Annotated in this window: 18 protein-coding genes and 1 pseudogene; 5 read left to right on the forward strand and 14 right to left on the reverse strand. The window is 69.3% G+C overall.

What is annotated here, in order from left to right; genetic code table 11:
• Positions 1-45: 45 nt before the first annotated feature.
• The 4 genes from ACXYX3_RS19695 to ACXYX3_RS19710 form a co-directional block, all read right to left on the reverse strand.
• Complete coding sequence (locus tag ACXYX3_RS19695) at positions 46-1,359, reverse strand: PhoH family protein (protein WP_458608693.1); 1,314 nt, start codon at positions 1,357-1,359, stop codon at positions 46-48.
• 212 nt (positions 1,360-1,571) lie between these two features.
• Entirely contained in the window at positions 1,572-2,399 is an 828-nt protein-coding gene (locus tag ACXYX3_RS19700) for an acyl-ACP desaturase (protein ID WP_458608694.1), read from the reverse strand.
• Positions 2,400-2,463: 64 nt separating this feature from the next.
• A complete protein-coding gene (locus ACXYX3_RS19705; RefSeq protein WP_458608695.1) occupies positions 2,464-3,927 on the reverse strand; it encodes a glycine hydroxymethyltransferase in 1,464 nt (487 codons plus the stop codon).
• Positions 3,928-4,035: 108 nt separating this feature from the next.
• The gene (locus ACXYX3_RS19710) at positions 4,036-5,244 is read right to left on the reverse strand and encodes a DUF885 domain-containing protein (protein ID WP_458608697.1); all 1,209 of its coding nucleotides are present in this window, start codon (positions 5,242-5,244) and stop codon (positions 4,036-4,038) included.
• 30 nt (positions 5,245-5,274) lie between these two features.
• Between ACXYX3_RS19710 and coaA the strand changes: the two genes are divergently transcribed.
• Positions 5,275-6,213 (forward strand): type I pantothenate kinase, encoded by a 939-nt coding sequence (gene coaA / locus ACXYX3_RS19715; protein ID WP_241205780.1) that lies wholly within the window; start codon positions 5,275-5,277, stop codon positions 6,211-6,213.
• Here coaA and ACXYX3_RS19720 read toward each other — a convergent pair.
• The 4 genes from ACXYX3_RS19720 to ACXYX3_RS19735 all read right to left on the reverse strand — a co-directional run bounded on the left by ACXYX3_RS19720 (position 6,210) and on the right by ACXYX3_RS19735 (position 9,352).
• Positions 6,210-6,626, reverse strand: a complete 417-nt coding sequence (locus ACXYX3_RS19720) for a hypothetical protein (protein ID WP_458608698.1) — start codon at positions 6,624-6,626, stop codon at positions 6,210-6,212. The genes coaA and ACXYX3_RS19720 overlap by 4 nt on opposite strands.
• 92 nt (positions 6,627-6,718) lie before the next feature.
• Positions 6,719-7,132, reverse strand: coding sequence for a hypothetical protein (locus tag ACXYX3_RS19725; protein ID WP_458608699.1), 414 nt, complete (start codon positions 7,130-7,132; stop codon positions 6,719-6,721).
• 69 nt (positions 7,133-7,201) lie between these two features.
• Positions 7,202-8,551: a hypothetical protein gene (locus ACXYX3_RS19730; protein ID WP_458608700.1), complete on the reverse strand. Its 1,350-nt coding sequence runs from the start codon at positions 8,549-8,551 to the stop codon at positions 7,202-7,204.
• A gap of 9 nt (positions 8,552-8,560) precedes the next feature.
• Entirely contained in the window at positions 8,561-9,352 is a 792-nt protein-coding gene (locus tag ACXYX3_RS19735; protein ID WP_241205776.1) for a (2Z,6E)-farnesyl diphosphate synthase, read from the reverse strand.
• A 55-nt stretch (positions 9,353-9,407) separates the two neighbouring features.
• On the opposite strand from ACXYX3_RS19735, the gene trhA reads away from it, so the two are divergent.
• Positions 9,408-10,145: a PAQR family membrane homeostasis protein TrhA gene (trhA, locus tag ACXYX3_RS19740; RefSeq protein ID WP_458608701.1), complete on the forward strand. Its 738-nt coding sequence runs from the start codon at positions 9,408-9,410 to the stop codon at positions 10,143-10,145.
• A 7-nt stretch (positions 10,146-10,152) separates the two neighbouring features.
• Here trhA and ACXYX3_RS19745 read toward each other — a convergent pair whose 3' ends face one another.
• The 4 genes and pseudogenes from ACXYX3_RS19745 to mca all read right to left on the reverse strand — a co-directional run bounded on the left by ACXYX3_RS19745 (position 10,153) and on the right by mca (position 13,704).
• Positions 10,153-10,524 carry a nuclear transport factor 2 family protein gene (locus ACXYX3_RS19745; RefSeq protein ID WP_458608702.1) on the reverse strand — a complete coding sequence of 124 codons (372 nt, stop codon included), beginning with the start codon at positions 10,522-10,524 and terminating at the stop codon, positions 10,153-10,155.
• An 11-nt stretch (positions 10,525-10,535) separates the two neighbouring features.
• A pseudogene (locus ACXYX3_RS19750) lies at positions 10,536-12,552 on the reverse strand (thioredoxin domain-containing protein).
• Positions 12,530-12,826 (reverse strand): hypothetical protein, encoded by a 297-nt coding sequence (locus ACXYX3_RS19755; RefSeq protein WP_458608703.1) that lies wholly within the window; start codon positions 12,824-12,826, stop codon positions 12,530-12,532. The pseudogene ACXYX3_RS19750 and the gene ACXYX3_RS19755 overlap by 23 nt, the downstream one beginning before the upstream one ends.
• 5 nt (positions 12,827-12,831) lie before the next feature.
• On the reverse strand, positions 12,832-13,704 hold the full coding sequence (gene mca / locus ACXYX3_RS19760; RefSeq protein ID WP_458608704.1) for a mycothiol conjugate amidase Mca: 873 nt from the start codon (positions 13,702-13,704) through the stop codon (positions 12,832-12,834).
• Between the two features lie 116 nt (positions 13,705-13,820).
• Between mca and ACXYX3_RS19765 the strand changes: the two genes are divergently transcribed.
• The 3 genes from ACXYX3_RS19765 (at position 13,821) to ACXYX3_RS19775 (ending at position 15,686) form a co-directional block, all read left to right on the forward strand.
• On the forward strand, positions 13,821-14,243 hold the full coding sequence (locus tag ACXYX3_RS19765; protein WP_458608705.1) for a DUF4307 domain-containing protein: 423 nt from the start codon (positions 13,821-13,823) through the stop codon (positions 14,241-14,243).
• Positions 14,244-14,514: 271 nt separating this feature from the next.
• Positions 14,515-15,009: a transcription elongation factor GreA gene (greA, locus tag ACXYX3_RS19770; protein ID WP_241205769.1), complete on the forward strand. Its 495-nt coding sequence runs from the start codon at positions 14,515-14,517 to the stop codon at positions 15,007-15,009.
• Between the two features lie 5 nt (positions 15,010-15,014).
• Positions 15,015-15,686 (forward strand): GOLPH3/VPS74 family protein, encoded by a 672-nt coding sequence (locus tag ACXYX3_RS19775; protein WP_458608706.1) that lies wholly within the window; start codon positions 15,015-15,017, stop codon positions 15,684-15,686.
• Here the strand turns inward: ACXYX3_RS19775 and ACXYX3_RS19780 are convergent.
• Both ACXYX3_RS19780 and ACXYX3_RS19785 read right to left on the reverse strand, forming a co-directional pair.
• Complete coding sequence (locus ACXYX3_RS19780) at positions 15,662-16,855, reverse strand: cystathionine gamma-synthase (RefSeq protein WP_241205767.1); 1,194 nt, start codon at positions 16,853-16,855, stop codon at positions 15,662-15,664. The genes ACXYX3_RS19775 and ACXYX3_RS19780 overlap by 25 nt on opposite strands.
• A 109-nt stretch (positions 16,856-16,964) precedes the next feature.
• On the reverse strand, positions 16,965-17,660 hold the full coding sequence (locus ACXYX3_RS19785) for an RDD family protein (protein ID WP_241205766.1): 696 nt from the start codon (positions 17,658-17,660) through the stop codon (positions 16,965-16,967).
• Positions 17,661-17,693 lie beyond the last annotated feature (33 nt).

A 17,693-nucleotide genomic window follows, 5' to 3' on the forward strand; every position in this document is an offset into this window, starting at 1 on the left:
GTGAGTCTGGCACGCCGCCCAACGCGGCGTGCCAGATTCACCGCGTCACGGCAGGGCGCCGGGGCTGATCTCCTCGAGCATCTCGGTGACGAGCGCCGCGATCGGCGAGCGCTCGCTGCGCAGCAGCGTGATGTGGGCGAACAGCGGGTGTCCCTTGAGCTTCTCGATCACCGCGGCGACACCGTCGTGCCGGCCGACCCGCAGGTTGTCGCGCTGGGCGACGTCGTGGGTGAGTACGACCCGCGACCCGCTGCCCAGCCGTGACAGCACCGTGAGCAGCACATTGCGCTCGAGCGACTGTGCCTCGTCGACGATCACGAACGAGTCGTGCAGCGACCGCCCACGGATGTGGGTCAGGGGCAACACCTCGAGCATGCCTCGGGAGAGCACCTCGTCGAGCACCGCCGGGGACGCCAACCCCTCGAGGGTGTCGAAGACGGCCTGCGCCCAGGGCCCCATCTTGTCGCTCTCGCTGCCGGGCAGGTAGCCCAGATCCTGGCCACCGACGGCGTACAGCGGACGGAACACCACGACCTTGCGCTGGGTGCGCCGTTCGAGCACGGCTTCCAGACCGGCGCACAACGCCAGCGCGGACTTGCCGGTGCCTGCCTTGCCGCCGAGCGACACGATGCCGACGGACTCGTCGAGCAGCAGATCCAGGGCCACGCGTTGTTCGGCCGACCTTCCCCGGAGGCCGAACACTTCGCGATCCCCGCGAACCAGCTGAACCCGCTTGTCCGCGTTCACCCGGCCCAATGCGTGAGAGTTGCTGCCCAGCAGGCGAACTCCGGTGTGACACGGCAGATCTCGGGCCGCCTCGAGGTCGATCTCCCCGTCGGCGAACAGTGCGTCGACATCCTCGGAGGCAACGTCGAGTTCGGTCATCCCGGTCCAGCCGGATGTCACGACGTCCTGGGCGTGGTACTCGTCGGCCAGCAGGCCCACCGCGCCGGCCTTGACCCGCAGCGGGATGTCCTTGCTGACGAGGGTGACCTGCTTGCCCTCGGCGGCCAGATTGGCGGCGACGGTCAGGATCCTGGTGTCGTTGCTCTCGGTGCGAAAGCCCGACGGCAGCACGGTGGGATCGCTGTGGTTGAGCTCGACGTGCAGCGTACCGCCTTGTGTACCAACGGGAATCGGCTGATCGAGCCGTCCGTGTTCCAGGCGTAGATCATCTAGCATCCGCAGCGCCTGGCGGGCGAACCAACCCAGTTCGTGGTGATGGCGTTTGGCCTCGAGTTCGCTGATCACCACCAGCGGAACCACGACCTCGTGCTCGGCGAACCTCGTGATGGCCCAGGGGTCGGACAGCAGGACGGAGGTGTCGAGAACGTAGGTCCGGACGGGAGAATCGATCACGTAGCGCTCCTCGAGGCTGCGCGAGTTCGCGGAGCCCCGACGCGAACATCTCGGTGGACGCGGGCGCGGCCGAAAGGACCGGGGCCGGTCCTCTCGTCGAAACGATTCGGACCGCCCGGATAGCAGAGCATGTCGCTAGCCATCGGAAACGACGCTACTCCCGCCCGGGCATCCGCGCCGCGCAGGCGCGCCGTGCCGAAACGGCTGCCCCGTTACGAGCTGATGAACTCCGCGAGACGCGGCTCGTCGGCCAGACCCCACGCCGTGATCGAGTCGGCGACGACCTGCCGCAGCGTGGTCCGGTCGAAGATGCCGGCGTCGGCGACCGTGGCCACCTTGTCGGCGTAGGCGTCGATGTCGCCGCCGACGACATCGAGAGCCGCGGCCCGCGTCGCGATCGCGTCGACGGTCTCGTCGCGCATGGAGGTCAGGCAGTGGGCCACCAGGTTGGAGAAGAACTCGGCATGCCGTTCCTCGTCGCGCGCGATCTTCTCGATCAGGCCCCGCAGCACCGGCTCCTCGGTCTGCGCTGCCAGATTGCGGCAGAACACCGCATGGGCGCGCTCCCACATCGCCATGAAGGCCAGCGTCTCGATCTGGCTGTAGCTGTCGGCGCGATAGCCCTTCATCACGTGCTCGACGCGCACGTCCTCGTTGGCCGACGGGTCGACCTCGCGGGTGACGACGAGGTAGTTGCGCAGCGCGACGGCGTGCAGGTGCTCCTCGGCGGTCCAGCGGCCGAGCCAGCGGCCCCACTTGTCCTCGAGGATGAAGTGCTCGACCAGCTCGCGGTGGTAGCCGGCGAGGTTGTCCTTGGTGATGAGCAGGATCTCGACGGCGTCGGTGACCTTTTTGGGCAGCGTGACGTCCGAGGGCTCCCAATCGCGGCCGCCGAGGAACGCGAAGTTCTCGCCCTGGTCGAAGGGCACATAGTCGTGAGCGAACCAGGCGTCTTCGGTGTCGAGGTGACGCCTCAGCTGCTCCTCGACGACGGGCTCGAGCTCGAGGGTCAGCGCGTTAGCGACAGGTTTCTGTGCCATGCGGTTACAGTAACCCAATTCTGTGGGAATCGTAAAATTCCCCGGCCGTGTCGCGGGCCTGTGTCTAGAGGGTCAGACCCGGGTAGAGCGGGTTCGCGTCCAGCAGCTCCGCGGCGGCCGCGCGCACCCGGTCCGCGGTGCCGTCGGCCAGCGTGTACTTGGCCTTGGAGGGGCCATTCGGCCCCGCGGCTGGCGTGGTGTTGGACAGCACCTCGACGACCAGCTCGGCCACCCGGTCGAACTCGTCGGCGCCGAACCCGCGCGTGGTCAGCGCGGGCGTGCCGAACCGGATGCCGCTGGTGTACCAGGCGCCGTTGGGGTCGGCCGGGATCGCGTTGCGGTTGGTGACGATGCCGGAGTTCAGCAGCGCCGACTCGGCCTGCCGGCCGGTCAGCCCGAACGACGTCACGTCGAGCAGCACCAGGTGGTTGTCGGTGCCGCCGGTGACCAGCGAGGCGTCGCGCTTGACGAAGCCGTCGGCGAGTGACTGTGCGTTGTCCGCGACGGCCTGGGCGTAGATGCGGAACTCGGGCTGGCGGGCCTCGGCGAGCGCCACGGCCTTGGCGGCCATCACGTGCGAGAGCGGGCCGCCGAGGACCATCGGGCAGCCCTTGTCGACCGCCGGCGCGTACTCCTCGGTGGCCAACACCAGGCCGCCACGCGGCCCGCGCAGCGACTTGTGCGTCGTCGTCGTCACCACGTGCGCGTGCGGCACGGGATCCTCGTCACCGGTGAACACCTTGCCCGCCACCAGACCGGCGAAGTGGGCCATGTCCACCATGAACGTCGCGCCCACTTCGTCGGCGATCTCGCGCATCTTGGCGAAATTCACCCGGCGCGGGTAGGCCGAGTAGCCGGCCACCAGGATCAGCGGCTTGAACTCGCGCACCGCGGCGGCGACGGCGTCGTAGTCGATGAACCCCGTCTCGGGGTTGGTGCCGTACTGGCGCTGGTGGAACATCTTGCCCGAGATGTTGGGCCGGAACCCGTGGGTGAGGTGCCCGCCAGTGTCCAGCGACATCCCCATCAGCTTCTGGTTGCCCAGCTTGGCGCGCAGCGCCTCCCAGTCGGCCTCGGACAGGTCGTTGATGTGCTTGGCGCCGAACTCCGCCAGGCCCGGCGTCTCGACGCGGGTGGCCAGGATCGCCCAGTAGGCCACCAGGTTCGCGTCGATGCCCGAGTGCGGCTGGGCATAGGCGTAGGGCGCCCCGAACAACTCACGGGCGTGCTCGGCGGCCAGCGCCTCGACGGTGTCGACGTTCTGGCATGCCGCGTAGAACCGGTGCCCGACGGTGCCCTCGGCGTACTTGTCGGAGAACCACGTCCCCATCGTCAGCAGCACCGCCGGCGAGGCGTAGTTCTCGCTGGCGATCAGCTTCAGCGAATGCCGTTGATCGTCAAGCTCTTTGCGGGTGGCCTCGGCGATGCGCGGCTCCACACTCTCGATCACCCGCAGCGCGGCGCGGTAGGCCTCGCTGGCGGTGTCGGCGTATTCGATGCCCTGACCCGTGGCGGAGGTGGCAGTCATGCCGTCGAGCCTAGTCCGCGACGGGTCCTGCCGAGAAACTCGTCGAGTGTGCGACGCGATACGCCTGACCCGGCGTGTCGCGGATGACACCGCACACCCGGCGACTGGTCAGGCGGCTCGCAGCGACGACGGGATCAGTGGCTCGTCGAGCAGGGTGGTGAACCGCTGGGTCAGCGTGACACCGTCGGGCCGGTCGTCGAGCCATCCCCGCAGCAGGCGGTACCCCTCGACGTAGGTCGACGTGTAGGCCCGCCACAGCGGCGACGACAGGAACCGCAGCATCTGGCGGGCACGCTCGTCGTCGACCAGAAGCCAGCGCTTCAGGAACGCCACGACGTCGTCGACGTCGCGGTGCTCGTCGTGCAGCATCAGCGCGGCGTCCTGGCGGACGTCGGCCAGCGCGGCCGTCGCCTCCGAGATCGTCTCGGCCCGCGCGCCGTCGAACCGCAGACCCAGATCGGCGTAGATCTCGGCGGCCCAACTCCCCCAGCCCGGCCCGACGGCCGCGTACAGCGCGAGGTCGGCGAGACCCTCGGCCATCAGGCACTGCGGCGTGTTGACCAGGAAGATCGTCTGCTCCGCCTGGCCCTTGCCCGCGACCAGCCCGGCCTCTTTGCGGCAGTGCTCGGTGTGGTGGCCCGGATAGGACTCGTGAGCGACCAGGCGAGGCAGGTTCGCCATCTGCTGCTTGAGGTCGGCGTTGACGGCGACGGTGGAGCGGTAGTCGCCGAGGTAGTAGTTGAAGCCCGACCACGGCTTGTCGGTCACCACCTCGTAGGTGATGGTCTCGCGCTCCGGCAGCGGGAACGTCGCACGCACGCGGTCACGCAGGGCGCTGGAGAACGCGTGGATGGCCTCCTCGAGGCGCGCGGGCGGAATCTCCTCGGCCGCACGGTGGGCGGCGATCCGGTCGGCCAGCGGACCGGTGCCGCCGAGTGCGTCGTCGAGCTCGGCGTGCGCCTCGCGGTAGCGCTCCGGATCACCCTTGCCGATGCGCACGTCGAAGTACGCCTCGACCTCGTCGACGAACCCCACCTTCTCCCCCGCGAAGGTGCGCGCGGCGCACTCGAGGGCGCGCAGATGCGCGCCGACGAACGCGGCACGATCGTCGTCGAGACCTGCGGGCAGTTCGCCCAGCAACCGCCGCGCATCGCGCGCGAGGTCGGCGGGATCGGGTGCCGGCTCGTCGGCCACCGCGCGGCGCAACGCGGGGTCGCCGGTGAACGAGTCGACATAGCCGTCTTCGATGCGGTCGAAGCGCAGCCCCAACATCAGGTAGTCGCGCACCAGGGACTCAGAACCAGTACCGGCGTCCATGGCCACCACGCTAACTGCAAGACTGTGCCCATGGCTCGGCTGAGCGAACCCAGCCCCTACGTGGAGTTCGACCGACGTCAGTGGCGGGCACTGCGGATGTCGACGCCGCTGAAGCTGACCGAGGACGAATTGGTCAGGTTGCGGGGCATCGGCGAGAAAATCGACCTGCTGGAGGTCGAAGAGGTCTATCTCCCGCTGGCGCGGTTGATCCACCTGCAGGTGGCGGCGCGCCAGGCGCTGTTCGCCACCACCGCCGACTTCCTCGGGGAACCCCAGCAGAATCCGGACCGGCCGGTGCCGTTCGTCATCGGGGTGGCCGGCAGCGTGGCGGTGGGCAAGTCGACCACCGCGCGCGTGCTGCAGGCGCTACTCGCCCGCTGGGAACATCACCCGCGGGTGGATCTGGTCACCACCGACGGCTTCCTCTACCCCAACGCCGAGCTCTCCCGTCGAAACCTGATGCATCGCAAAGGTTTTCCCGAGTCCTACGACCGGCGGGCGCTGATGCGGTTCGTCACCGCGGTCAAATCGGGCGCCGACGCGGCCTGCGCTCCGGTGTACTCGCATCTGCTCTACGACATCGTGCCGAGCGAGAAGCAGATCATCGCGCACCCGGACATCCTCATTCTGGAGGGTCTCAACGTCCTGCAGACCGGACCCGCCCTGATGGTGTCGGACCTCTTCGACTTCTCGGTCTACGTCGACGCCCGCATCGAAGACATCGAGGAGTGGTACATCTCGCGATTCCTGTCGATGCGGGCCGGCGCATTCGCCGACCCGGCCTCGCACTTCCACCACTACTCCACGCTGACCGACGAGCAGGCCGTGTTCGCCGCCCGCGACATCTGGCATTCGATCAACCGGCCCAACCTGATCGACAACATCCTGCCGACCCGGCCACGCGCCACGCTGGTGTTGCGCAAGGACTCCGACCACTCCATCAACCGTCTGCGCCTGCGCAAGCTCTAACGGCGAGCGGAGATCCGACGCACGCCCTGGAACTGCAGTTCGGCCATCGCCAGCGTGTAGACACCCGTCCCGAGGACCAGCGCCACCCCGGTGGCGGTCAGCGGCCACACCCCGGCCAGCACGACGATCACGGTGGCCACGCTGAACAGCAGATTCCCGACGGCCAGGACCACGCCGGCGGCACGAATGCGCGGCCGTGACGCGAACACCAGCACCGCGAGAGCGAACACGACGAACGACGCACCCGTCACGTACTCGATCGTGGGTGTCGTCCCGGATATCCGGGCGACTGTGGGAGCGAGCGCCAGCAGCGCGACTCCGGTGAGGCCGCTGCAGACGGCGTCGGCGCGCATCGCGAAGCGCAGCAGCGAGTCGCTGGACGTGCCCAGTCGGGACGAGATGGTTGCGGTCATGGTGTGTTTCCTTTCTCCGGTGTGGTCGACCGGTACCGGAGCCGACGCCGTAACCTCTTCCGACGGCGGCTCCGGTCCCAGCCATGAGAGGGTCACGCCAGGTGGCGCACCCCGAGGAACTGCAGCCGCGACAGACCGATCGTGGCGGCGGTGAACGTCAGCACGAGCGCGGTCCCGGTGCCTGTCAGCGCCGGCGCGCCGGTCACCACAGCGGCGATCACCGCGGCCACGAACAGCGCGTTGCCCGTCAAGACCGCCATGCCCACCCGCCGGATGCTCGCCAGCCGTGCCGCGCTGTAGAGCAGAGCGCAGTAGGCGACCAGCGCGGCGCCGGCGAGCCATCCGACCGTCGCGCTCACCCCGGCCAGCCGGCCCAGCGGATCGGCGGCCATCGCGACGAACAGACCGAACCCGCCGCACAGCGTGGCGTCGGCGCGTAGAGCGACGCGCAGCAGCTGGTCGTCGCGGCGGGTGGGCCGGGTGACGCGGTGACTGATGGCGGTCATGGCACCCACGGTGCGCAGATGCCGGTGCCAGATCGACACCGAACGCTGCCAACTACTGCCAGCCGCAGGTCAGCGCACGTCGACCAGGCTGCTCTTGAGGTCGGCGGCGATGACGCGCGCGGCGGCGTTCTGCCAGTTGTGCAGCGAACGCTGCGGTACCTCGGTGGCCAACCACTGCCACGCCCGGCGCGCCACCGGGTCAAGCCCGGCGGCGGTCGCGTTCTGCGCGTAGGCGCGGACACCGACGACGTAGGGGAAGTACAGCGCGTTGTAGTGCCGCCACGCCTCGGTGGTGCCGAAGTCGTTGCCGTCGCGCGGCTTGAGCCCGGCGATGCGCTCGGCCAGCAGGGCGCGCAACTCGTTGGCGCGTTCCAGCGGCCGGTCAGGCGCCCCGCGCCGGGCGAGGCGCTCGTCGATGACCGGCAGCGCGGTCAACGGGCTGGCGACGAGCTTGGACAGATCCGCGTAATGGCCGAGCGCGCGGCGGGTGACCCGCCCGAACGTCTCGTCGTCCATGTCGTCGAGCGGATTGGCGGCTCGGCGCGGCAGTGCGGCCTCGGTGCTGCGCAGGGCGGCACGTTCGGCACTGAGCGCCGGGTTCCGCGAGAACGCCAGCCGGTCGAGCAGCCCGGCCAGCGGATCGGCCAGCACGTTGACCGTGATCGCGATCGCGAGACTGGTGAACAGCAGCACGACCAGAGTGACGCCGGGCCCGGACACCAGCACTCCGAGCAGCACCTGGCCGCCGAACAACACCGCCACCGCCGCGGTGCCCAGCGCCGAGCGCAGCATGTCCTTGCGCAGCGCCTGGCCCTCGTCGAACGCGTCGCCGAGCGCGACCGCGACGCCGAGCAGCGCCACGTCGCAGCCGGTCGAGGCGAGCGCCAGCCAACTCGGCACCAGGCCCAGCGGGATGACCAGGATCGCGTTGCCGAGCGCGAAGAACAGCGTGGCGACGACAATGAACCCGACGACGGGCCGGGGCTGGTGACGGCGCAGGATCGCGGCCAGCAGCGCGCCGAGAGCCGGGACGGAGACCGCGGCGAACAGCACCCAGTGACCGGATCGCAGCGGCCCCTCGACGTCACCGGCCATCGCCGCACCGGTCACGGCGACCACGGCGGCAGCGGCGACCAGCGCGGCCTCGCGGCCCCGGCCGCGGGTGCAGTCGCGCGGCCGCGACATCTCCAGCAGCACAGCGAACCAGGCCACCCCGGGCACCGCGACGAGATACACCTCGATCCGGCCGAGAGCGTCGACGTCCGCGCCTGTGCGCACCGCGTCGAGTGCGACCACGGCGGCGAAACCGGTCAGACCGACCGCGGCGAGCACCAGCATGGGTTTGCGGGGATCGCGGGCCAGCAGGTAGAGGCCCAGCCACCAGCTCAGCGCGAACACCGCAGCGGACAGGCCGAGCATCACGCGCTCCTAGCGGCCGTAGCGTCGGTGCCGGGCGCTGTAGTCGCGCAGCGCCCGCAGGAAGTCGACACGGCGGAACTCCGGCCAATACGCCTCGGTGAACCACATCTCCGAATAGGCGCTCTGCCACAGCAGGAACCCCGAGAGCCGTTGCTCCCCCGAGGTCCGGATCACCAGATCGGGGTCGGGTTGGCCTGAGGTGTACAGGTTCTCGGAGATCGCTTCGGCGGTCACGGCCTCGATGAGGCGGTCACCGGTGGCGCCGTTGGCCAGTTCCTTGCTCAGCAGCGCGCGCACCGCGTCGACGATCTCCTGCCGGCCGCCGTAGCCGACGGCGACGTTGACATGGAATCTGCCGCTGTTGCCGTCGGTCGATTGCACCGCTTCACGCAACCGGCGGGCGGGTTCCTGGCCGATCAGCTCGAGATCGCCGACGGTGCGCACACTCCACTGATTGGCGGGCGCGCAGATCTCTTCGACGACGTCGGTGATGATGTCGATCAGCGCGGCCAGTTCGTCGGCGTCGCGCTGCAGGTTCTCGGTGGACAGCAGATAGACCGTGGCCATCTCGATGCCGGCGTCGGCGCACCAGCGCAACATCTCCGCGATCCGCTCGGCACCGGCGCGGTAGCCGTAGGCGACGTCGTCGTGACCGAGTTCACGGGCCCAGCGGCGGTTCCCGTCGCACAGCACCGCGATGTGGCGCGGGAGCTCGGATTTCTGCCGGGACAACCCTTGGCGCAGCCGCATCTCGTAGAGCCGGTAGGCCGGTTCCTTGAGCCGCCGCGGAATGAGGTCCACGATGGTCCAGACTACTGTGGCCGGTGGATTGTCCACGTCAGTCAGCGGAGGTGAAATGCCGACATCTCTGGAGCCTTGGTACACCGCCGACACCCCGGGAGAGCCCGAGGATCTGCCTGAGGCCGTCGCAGGAGGCGTCGCCCAGTTCCTGGGCAAGCCGCGGCTCCGGGGATGGATTCACGTCTACTCGGCGGTGATCGCCGTCATCTGCGGCGCCACGCTGGTGGCGGTGTCGTGGTCAGTGCAGTCGACACAGGCCGGCCTGGCGACGCTGGTCTACACGCTGACGATCGTCGCGATGTTCACCGTCAGCGGGACCTACCACCGGGTGAACTGGACCTCGAAGACCGCGCGAACCTGGATGAAGCGTGCCGACCATTCGATGATCTTCGTGTTCATCGCCGGCAGCTACACGCCGTTCGCGGTGCTCGCGCTGCCCACCGACAGCGGCCGGGTGCTCCTGTGGATCGTCTGGGGCGGTGCGCTCGCTGGGGTGCTGCTCAAGATGTTCTGGCCGTCGGCGCCGCGGTGGGTGGGTACCCCGCTGTACATCCTGTTGGGCTGGGTGGCGGCGTGGTTCATCGGGCCGATCCTGCAGGGCGCCGGGGTGGCTGCGGTGGTGCTGCTGATCGTCGGCGGCGCGCTCTACAGCATCGGTGGCGTGCTGTATGCGCTGAAATGGCCGAACCCGTGGCCGACGACGTTCGGCCATCACGAGTTCTTCCACGCCTGCACGGCGGTCGCGGCGGTCTGCCACTACATCGCGATGTGGTTCGCCGTCTTCTCCGGCTGACACACCCCTACAGCGCGGTGATGTTCTCCTGGCCCCAGTAGGCCTTCATCGAGGTGATCAATCCGTCGCCGTCGAACGTCATCACCTCGATCGGCTCGATGCGCATCGCCCCGCCGACGTTGATCGCGAACACGAATGCGGCCTCGTGCCCGCCCGCCCGGAACATCAACAGCTCCGTGGTGATGTCGTGGTCGCCTTCCATGCCCTTGTAGAACCCGGCGATCGCCCGCCGTCCGATGTGCACCTCGCCGCCGCCCACCGGATCTTCCAGCGTCGCGTCCTCGGCGTAGAGCGCGGCGACGTTCTCAGCGTTGCCTGCGCCGACCGTGTCGAGGTAGCGCTGAACGAAACCTTGCAAGACCTCGGGCGCGAAGCTCATGAGCGGCAACGCTACACGGGCGGCCTCAGCGCGGCAGCGAGATCGTCCGCTGTACGGACGGGCAGATCACACACCCGTCCGCGGCACACGTACGCCGCGTCCTCGGGGCCGTCGATGCCATCCACCCGCGGCCGGTCACGCAGCAGTTCCGACGCACCGGTGGGCCCGACGACGACGATCGCCCCGCCGGGCGCCAAGCCGCGCGCGGCGCTCAGCAGATCCGAGGTCGCCGGATCGTCGCACGCCACCGCGATCTGGATCGGGCCGCGCACCGCGGCTTCGGCGACCGCCAGCCAGTGCCCAGCCGAACGGGGCGCACGCACCAACAGCGGGACGGCGGCCGAGACCGTGGCCGCGAAGGCCTCTGCGTAGCGGCTCGCCCAATCCGTCGGGGCGAGGTGGGCCGCCAGCATGAGCGCCTCCGCCATGGAGGCGGCTCCCGACGGCGCGGCTCCGTCGAACGGGTCGGCGGGGCGCATCAGCAGCGGCTCGGCATCGTCGGCGACGTCGTAGAAGCGGCCCGGACGGTCGGGATCGGCGAAGTGCTCCAGCGCGAGGTCGAGCAGCTCGATGGCAGTGTCGAGCCAGCGCCGCTCGCCGCGCACCTGGTGCAGTGTGAGCAGACCGGTGGCCACCGCAGCGTGGTCCTCGAGGATCGCCGCGCCGGCCCCTACGACGCCGCCGAGGCTGGTGCGGCGCAGCCGCCCATCGCGTAGGTGCAAATCCAGCAGCGCCGCCGCGCACGCAGCCGCCGCGTCGACGAACTCGGGGTCGGCCAGCGCAACGCCGGCCTCGCACAGTGCCGTGATCGCCAGGCCGTTCCACGCGGTGACGACCTTGTCGTCGCGTTCCGGTTGCGGACGCGCCGCGCGCACGGCGCGCAGCGTCGCCCGCACGGCATCGAGCCGCGCCGCGTCCGAGGGGTCCGCGCGCAGCTGCAGCACCGATGCGCCGCCCTCGAAGGTGCCGGCCTCGGTCACTCCGAAAACCGTTGCGGCCCAATCAGCGTCATCACCCAGCGCGTCGCGCAACTGCGCGGGGGTCCACACATAGGTCGATCCCTCGCGTCCCGCGGCGTCGGCGTCCAGCGAGGAGACGAACAGCTGATGGTCGCGCAGGTCGTCGAGCAAGAACCTGGCGGTCTGGCGAGTCACTCTGCGCGCCAAGGGGTCACCGGTCAGCCGCGCCCAGTGCGCATAGACCCGCAGCAGGAGGGCGTTGTCGTAGAGCATCTTCTCGAAATGCGGCACCACCCACGCCTCGTCGACGCTGTAGCGGGCGAATCCACCGGCCAGCTGATCGACGAGGCCGCCGCGGGCCATCGCCTCGCATGTTCGGGCCGCTGCCGCCAACGCCGAGCTCGCGCCAGTGCGTTCGTGATGGCGCAGCAACCCTTCCAGCAGGGCCGACGGCGGGAACTTCGGGGCTGCGCCGAATCCGCCGTACACCGTGTCCTCGTCGGCCAGCACCGCCTCGACCGCACTGTCGCACAACGCAGCCGTCACCGGGCCACCTCCCGGCAGGCCCTCGGACATCGACTGCAGTTCGCCGGCGATGTGCTCCGACGCCTGCTCCACCTCGGCGCGGCGGGTCCGCCAGGTCTCCTCGACTGCCGAGAGCAGTTGCAGGAACGTCGCTTTCGGGTAGTAGGTGCCGCAGAAGAACGGCCGGCCGCCGGGGGTGAGGAAGCAGGTCATCGGCCAGCCACCCTGCCCGGTCAGCGCGACCGTGGCGGCCATGTAGACCGCGTCGAGGTCGGGACGCTCCTCGCGGTCCACCTTGATGCAGACGAAACCGGCGTTGGCCACCGCGGCCACGTCGGGATCGGCGAACGATTCGTGGGCCATCACGTGGCACCAGTGGCACGCGGCGTATCCGATGGACAGCAGGATGGGCACATCGCGGGCCGCGGCCTCGGCAAGCGCCCTCCGCACCCCACTGTTGCCAGTGCACCGGGTTGTCGGCGTGCTGGCGCAGATAGGGGCTCAGCGCGGCCCCGAGGGTGTTACGTCCCGGCGTCGGGCTCACGACGCGCCGTGGGATCCGCCGGGTTGCCCGCCGCCAGGTCGGGATCGGCGTCGGGCGCGCCGGTGCCCGTGCCGTCGGCGGCCGTGGCGGTATCGGTGTCGAACGAGGCCGGCACCTTCTTCAGGTGCCGATTCATCGACCATACGAGTCCGAAAACGGCGATCAGCAGCAGCACGATCACGATGAGTCCGAACGGGCTCGCTTTCCCGAAGTCGGGTCCGCTCTGCTGCGGGGGGTTCTGGGCCAGGATGTCGACGGCCAGGGCGGTCACCATGACATTCAGCTCCGCTCCTCGATACCGGTGAACAGGTCGGTCTCGGGCAGCGACACCGGGACGCGGGAGCGGGCCAACTCGAACTCCTCGGTCGGCCACAGCCGCTGCTGCCACTCCATCGGGGTGGTGAAGAAGAAGCTCTTCGGGTCGATCTGGGTGGCGTGCGCGAGCAGCGCCTCGTCGCGCTGGGCGAAGTACTTCGCGCATTCGATGCGCGTGGTGACGCGTTTGGCCAGCAGGTCCTCGTCCGGATCCCAGCTTTCCAGCCACTTCGCGAACGGACCCTCCTGGCCGTTCTTGGCGAACTCGTCCTGCAACACCTGCATGCGCTGCCGGAGGAAACCGTGGTTGTAGTAGAGCTTGTGCGTCGCCCATGGCTCGCCGGCGTCGGGATAGAGGAGGTGGTCGGCGGCCGCCTCGTAGGCCGCCACGGACACCTTGTGGCACATGATGTGGTCGGGGTGCGGGTAGCCCCCGTTCTCGTCGTAGGTGGTCATGACGTGCGGCTTGAAATCGCGGATCACCCGCACGAGCGCCTCGGTGGGCACTTCGAGCGGTTCCAGCGCGAAGCATCCCTCGGGCAGCGGGGGCAGGGGGTCACCCTCGGGCAGGCCGGAGTCGACGAAGCCGAGCCAGTGATGCTCGACGCCGAGGATCGCGGCCGCCTTGGCCATCTCTTCGCGGCGTATCTCAGCCATCCGGCCGTGCACCTCGGGCCGATCCATCGCCGGGTTCAGGATGTCGCCGCGCTCACCACCGGTCAGCGTCACCACCATCACCCGCACGCCCTCGTCGACGTAGCGGGCCATCGTCGCGGCGCCCTTGCTCGACTCGTCGTCGGGGTGCGCGTGCACGGCCATCAACCGCAGTTCGCTCAACGGATTCCTCTTAGCTGCTCACCTGCATGGACACTCACGGTCGGGTTCAACAACACCGACACGTCCTATAGTTCCAGTCCAGTACACGTATCCGAACGACGGGCATGCAAAACGAGATGATCGACCGCCCCGCGCAGCGCTACGGCGCCCCGCAGCGCAGTCGGCGTACCCGTCGCCGGCTCGTCATCGGCCTGTTCGTCGCGGTGGTCGTGCTCGGCGTCGCGATCGCCGCGGTGGCCTTCAATCGGCTGGGCTCGCCCGAGGTCAAGGGCGAACTGGGCGGTTACCGCGTCGTCGACGACCACACGGTCGAGGTGACGGCCAGCATCACCCGCGACGACCCGTCTGCGCCGGTGGTGTGCATCGTGCGGGCCCGGTCCTACGACGGTGACGAAGTGGGTCGCCGGGAACTGCTGGTGGCACCGTCGAGCGCGGAGACCGTGCAGGTCAGGACGACGGTGACGACGTCTCGGCCGGCGGTGGTCGGCGACGTCTACGGGTGCGGCACCGACGTGCCGCCGTACCTGGTCAGCGGGTAGGCCGGCGCCTGTCGAGGCGTTCGTCGGGCACTGCGCAACCAACCGCGGACTGCGAAAACGTGAAAAGCGGATTGCCGCCCGGTGCTATGCTCGTCGAGTACACGGTTCCTGCTGGGGCCGTGTATTGCTGCATTTGAGCGCCGTTACGACGACGGTGGATGCGGCAATACACGCTGATAAACGCTTGCGACCTCAGCACCGCCCCGGCACCGTGCCCGAGAACTTTTCACGCGAGAAGCGCTGAAAGCGACGACGACAGGAGCGCGCCGACATGACTGACACCCAGGTCACCTGGCTGACCGAAGAGGCGTTCGACCGACTGAAGGCCGAACTCGACCAGCTGATCGCCAACCGCCCCGTCATCGCGGCCGAGATCAACGACCGCCGCGAAGAGGGCGACCTGCGAGAGAACGGCGGCTACCACGCCGCTCGCGAGGAGCAGGGCCAGCAGGAGGCCCGGATCCGCCAGCTGCAGGAGCTCCTCAACAGCGCCAAGGTGGGCGAGGCACCGAAGCAGTCCGGTGTCGCGCTGCCCGGTTCGGTGGTCAAGGTCTACTACGACGACGACGAGAGCGACACCGAGACGTTCCTGATCGCCACCCGTCAGGAGGGCGTCACCGACGGCAAGCTCGAGGTGTACTCGCCGAACTCACCGCTGGGCGGCGCTCTGCTCGACGCCAAGGTGGGCGAGACGCGGACCTACACGGTGCCCAACGGCAACACGGTGAAGGTCACACTCGTCTCCGCGGAGCCCTATCACGGCTGACCGGCGTGGCGCAGATCGCTGAAGAGCTGTTTCTGCTGCTGGTCGACAACGCATCCGGCGAACCCGGTCTGGACGACACTCGTCGTGGTCATGCGCTCGCGGCGGCCACCCTGCTCGACATGGCGTACGGCTGCCGCGTGCGGCCCGCCGTCGACGGTGAACCGGTGGCGCCGGGGCGCCTGGTCGTGCTCGACGCGACCGGCCCGGTCGATCCGCTGACGGTGTCTGCGCTGGACTATCTGCGCAAAGCCCCGCGGCGTCCCGGCCAGCCGATCAAGGTGCTGAGCCGGTCGGTGGAACGCGAGCTGGTCGAGCACCTCGAACGAACGGGCCAGATCCGGCATGTCACGGTGCGCTCCGGCGCTCTGAGACGTCGTACGCACACGCCGCCGACCGACCGCCGTCGGGTCGGGCCTGCGCGCGACGCGCTGCTGGCTGCGCTGTTCGAGCGCAGACCGCCGACCGCGGCGACCGCAGCAATCATCACGGTGCTGCACGCCGCCGACGGACTCGGGGCGCTTCTCAGTCTCAACGACCGCGGCTGGCGCTGGGTGCACGCGCGCGCCGGCGAGATCGCCGGCGGCAGTTGGCTGGACGAATCCCCGACGGGACTGGCCGAGGTCAACCTGGCCGTCACCGCGTCGGCCGTGCGTCAGGCGCTGGCGGAGCTGACCTGAGCGAGCGCCTGCTCGACGTCGCCGAGCAGGTCGGCCATGTCCTCGATGCCGACCGACAGGCGCACCAGATCGTCGGGCACTTCGAGCTGAGATCCCGCGGTCGAGGCATGCGTCATCGCTCCCGGGTACTCGATCAGCGACTCCACCCCGCCGAGCGACTCGGCCAGGATGAAGATGTCGGTACGCGCGCAGAAGTCACGCGCGGCCTGCGGTCCGCCCTTCAGGCGCACCGACACCATGCCGCCGAACCCGCTCATCTGCCGCGCTGCGACGTCGTGGTGGGCGTGGTCGGGCAGTCCCGGGTAGAGCACGGTCGACACGGCGGGATGCTCGGCGAGGAATTCGGCGATGGCGGCGGCGTTCTCGCTGTGCCGCTGCATGCGCAGCGGCAGGGTCTTGAGGCCGCGGATGGTCAGGTACGCGTCGAACGGGCCCGGCACGGCGCCGGCACCGTTCTGTAGGAACGCGAACGCCTCGTCGAGGGCCTCGTCGTCGGTGACCAGCGCGCCGCCGACGACGTCGGAATGCCCGCCGATGTACTTGGTCGTCGAGTGCAACACGATGTCGGCGCCGAGCAGCATCGGCTGTTGCAGTGCCGGCGAGGCGAAGGTGTTGTCCACCAACACCTTCGCGTCACGCTCCGCGGCCAGCGACGCGATGCCGGCGATGTCGGCGATCGACAGCAGCGGATTGGTCGGCGTCTCCACCCAGATCAGCTTGGTGCGATCGGTCAGGGCTGCCCGCACGGCGTCGAGGTCACCGAGGGCCACCGCGGTGTAGCTGATCCCCCACTGCGTGAACACCTTGTCGATCAGCCGGAAGGTGCCGCCATAGGCGTCGTCGGGGATCACGAGGTGATCCCCCGGCCGCAGAACGGCGCGCAGCGCGCAGTCGGTCGCGGCCATGCCGGAACTGAACGCGCGCGCAAATGTCGCGGACTCGACCGCGGCCAGCGCCGACTCCAGGGCCGCGCGGGTGGGGTTGCCGGTCCGCGCGTACTCGTACCCGCCGCGCAGACCGCCGACCCCGTCCTGGGCGAACGTCGAGCTGGCGTAGATGGGCGTGTTGACCACCCCGGTGGCGGGGTCGGGCCGGAAGCCGGCGTGAATGGCCTTGGTGGCCGGTCCCAAAGCCCGGAAGTGCTCGGATGCGCTGCGCTGCTCGCTCATGCTGCCACGGTAGCGCTGCGGACCGCCGCGTCGTCCACCCGGCACCTGGAGGACATGATCGCCGCCGGCGCCGGCGTCCACACGCCGGCGCCGACGCCGATCTGCGTGCTCAGTAGTGGTGCGTCGGCTGCTGCCCGTGCTGACCCTGCGGCGTCAGTGGGACACAGACGGTGGTCATGATCTTGTCGGCGAGGGTTTGCCGTTTGGCGTCCCACAGCGGGAACAGGTAGCCGATGTAGCAGATGATCGCGTCCACGATGTGTGCGATCTGACGGACCACAGACAACCCGAAACCGATTGGCTGGAAAGTCTTTTCGCTGACCACCTTGAACTTCATCACCGACTTGCCGATGCTCGAGCCCGTCGTGCCCTGCCGGTACCCGTAGTTCCACACCACGAAGGCGATCGACAGCACCGAGGCCAGGATGCTCACCGTCGTCCCGAGCGCGGAAGGCTCTGAGGTGCAGGCGAACCCACCGTTGATGTCCTCGCAGTTGTTGTCACCGGTGAGGATCGCGATGCCCTGCCCGAGGCCCGCGATGATGAACACCGGGATGTAGTCGATGAACCACGCGGCAACACGCGTCAGCCATGACGTGTAGGCCTCCTTGGGCAGCGCGGGCGCCGCCTGCGGGTACGTGGCCTGCTGCTGCGGCGGGAACCCGCCGGGCGGGTAATTGCCCTGCGGCGGCGGAGGATAGCCGCCGGGCGGTGGCGGCGGTGGGTAGCCACCCTGGGGGTCGGGCTGGCCGCCAGGGGGCGGATATCCACCAGGGGGCGGGTAACCGCCGGGGTTGTCGGTCATCGAGATTTCCTCCTCGGGTCGATTGGGTGGTGC

This window comes from Mycobacterium sp. Panama NTM2 (assembly GCF_054355555.1).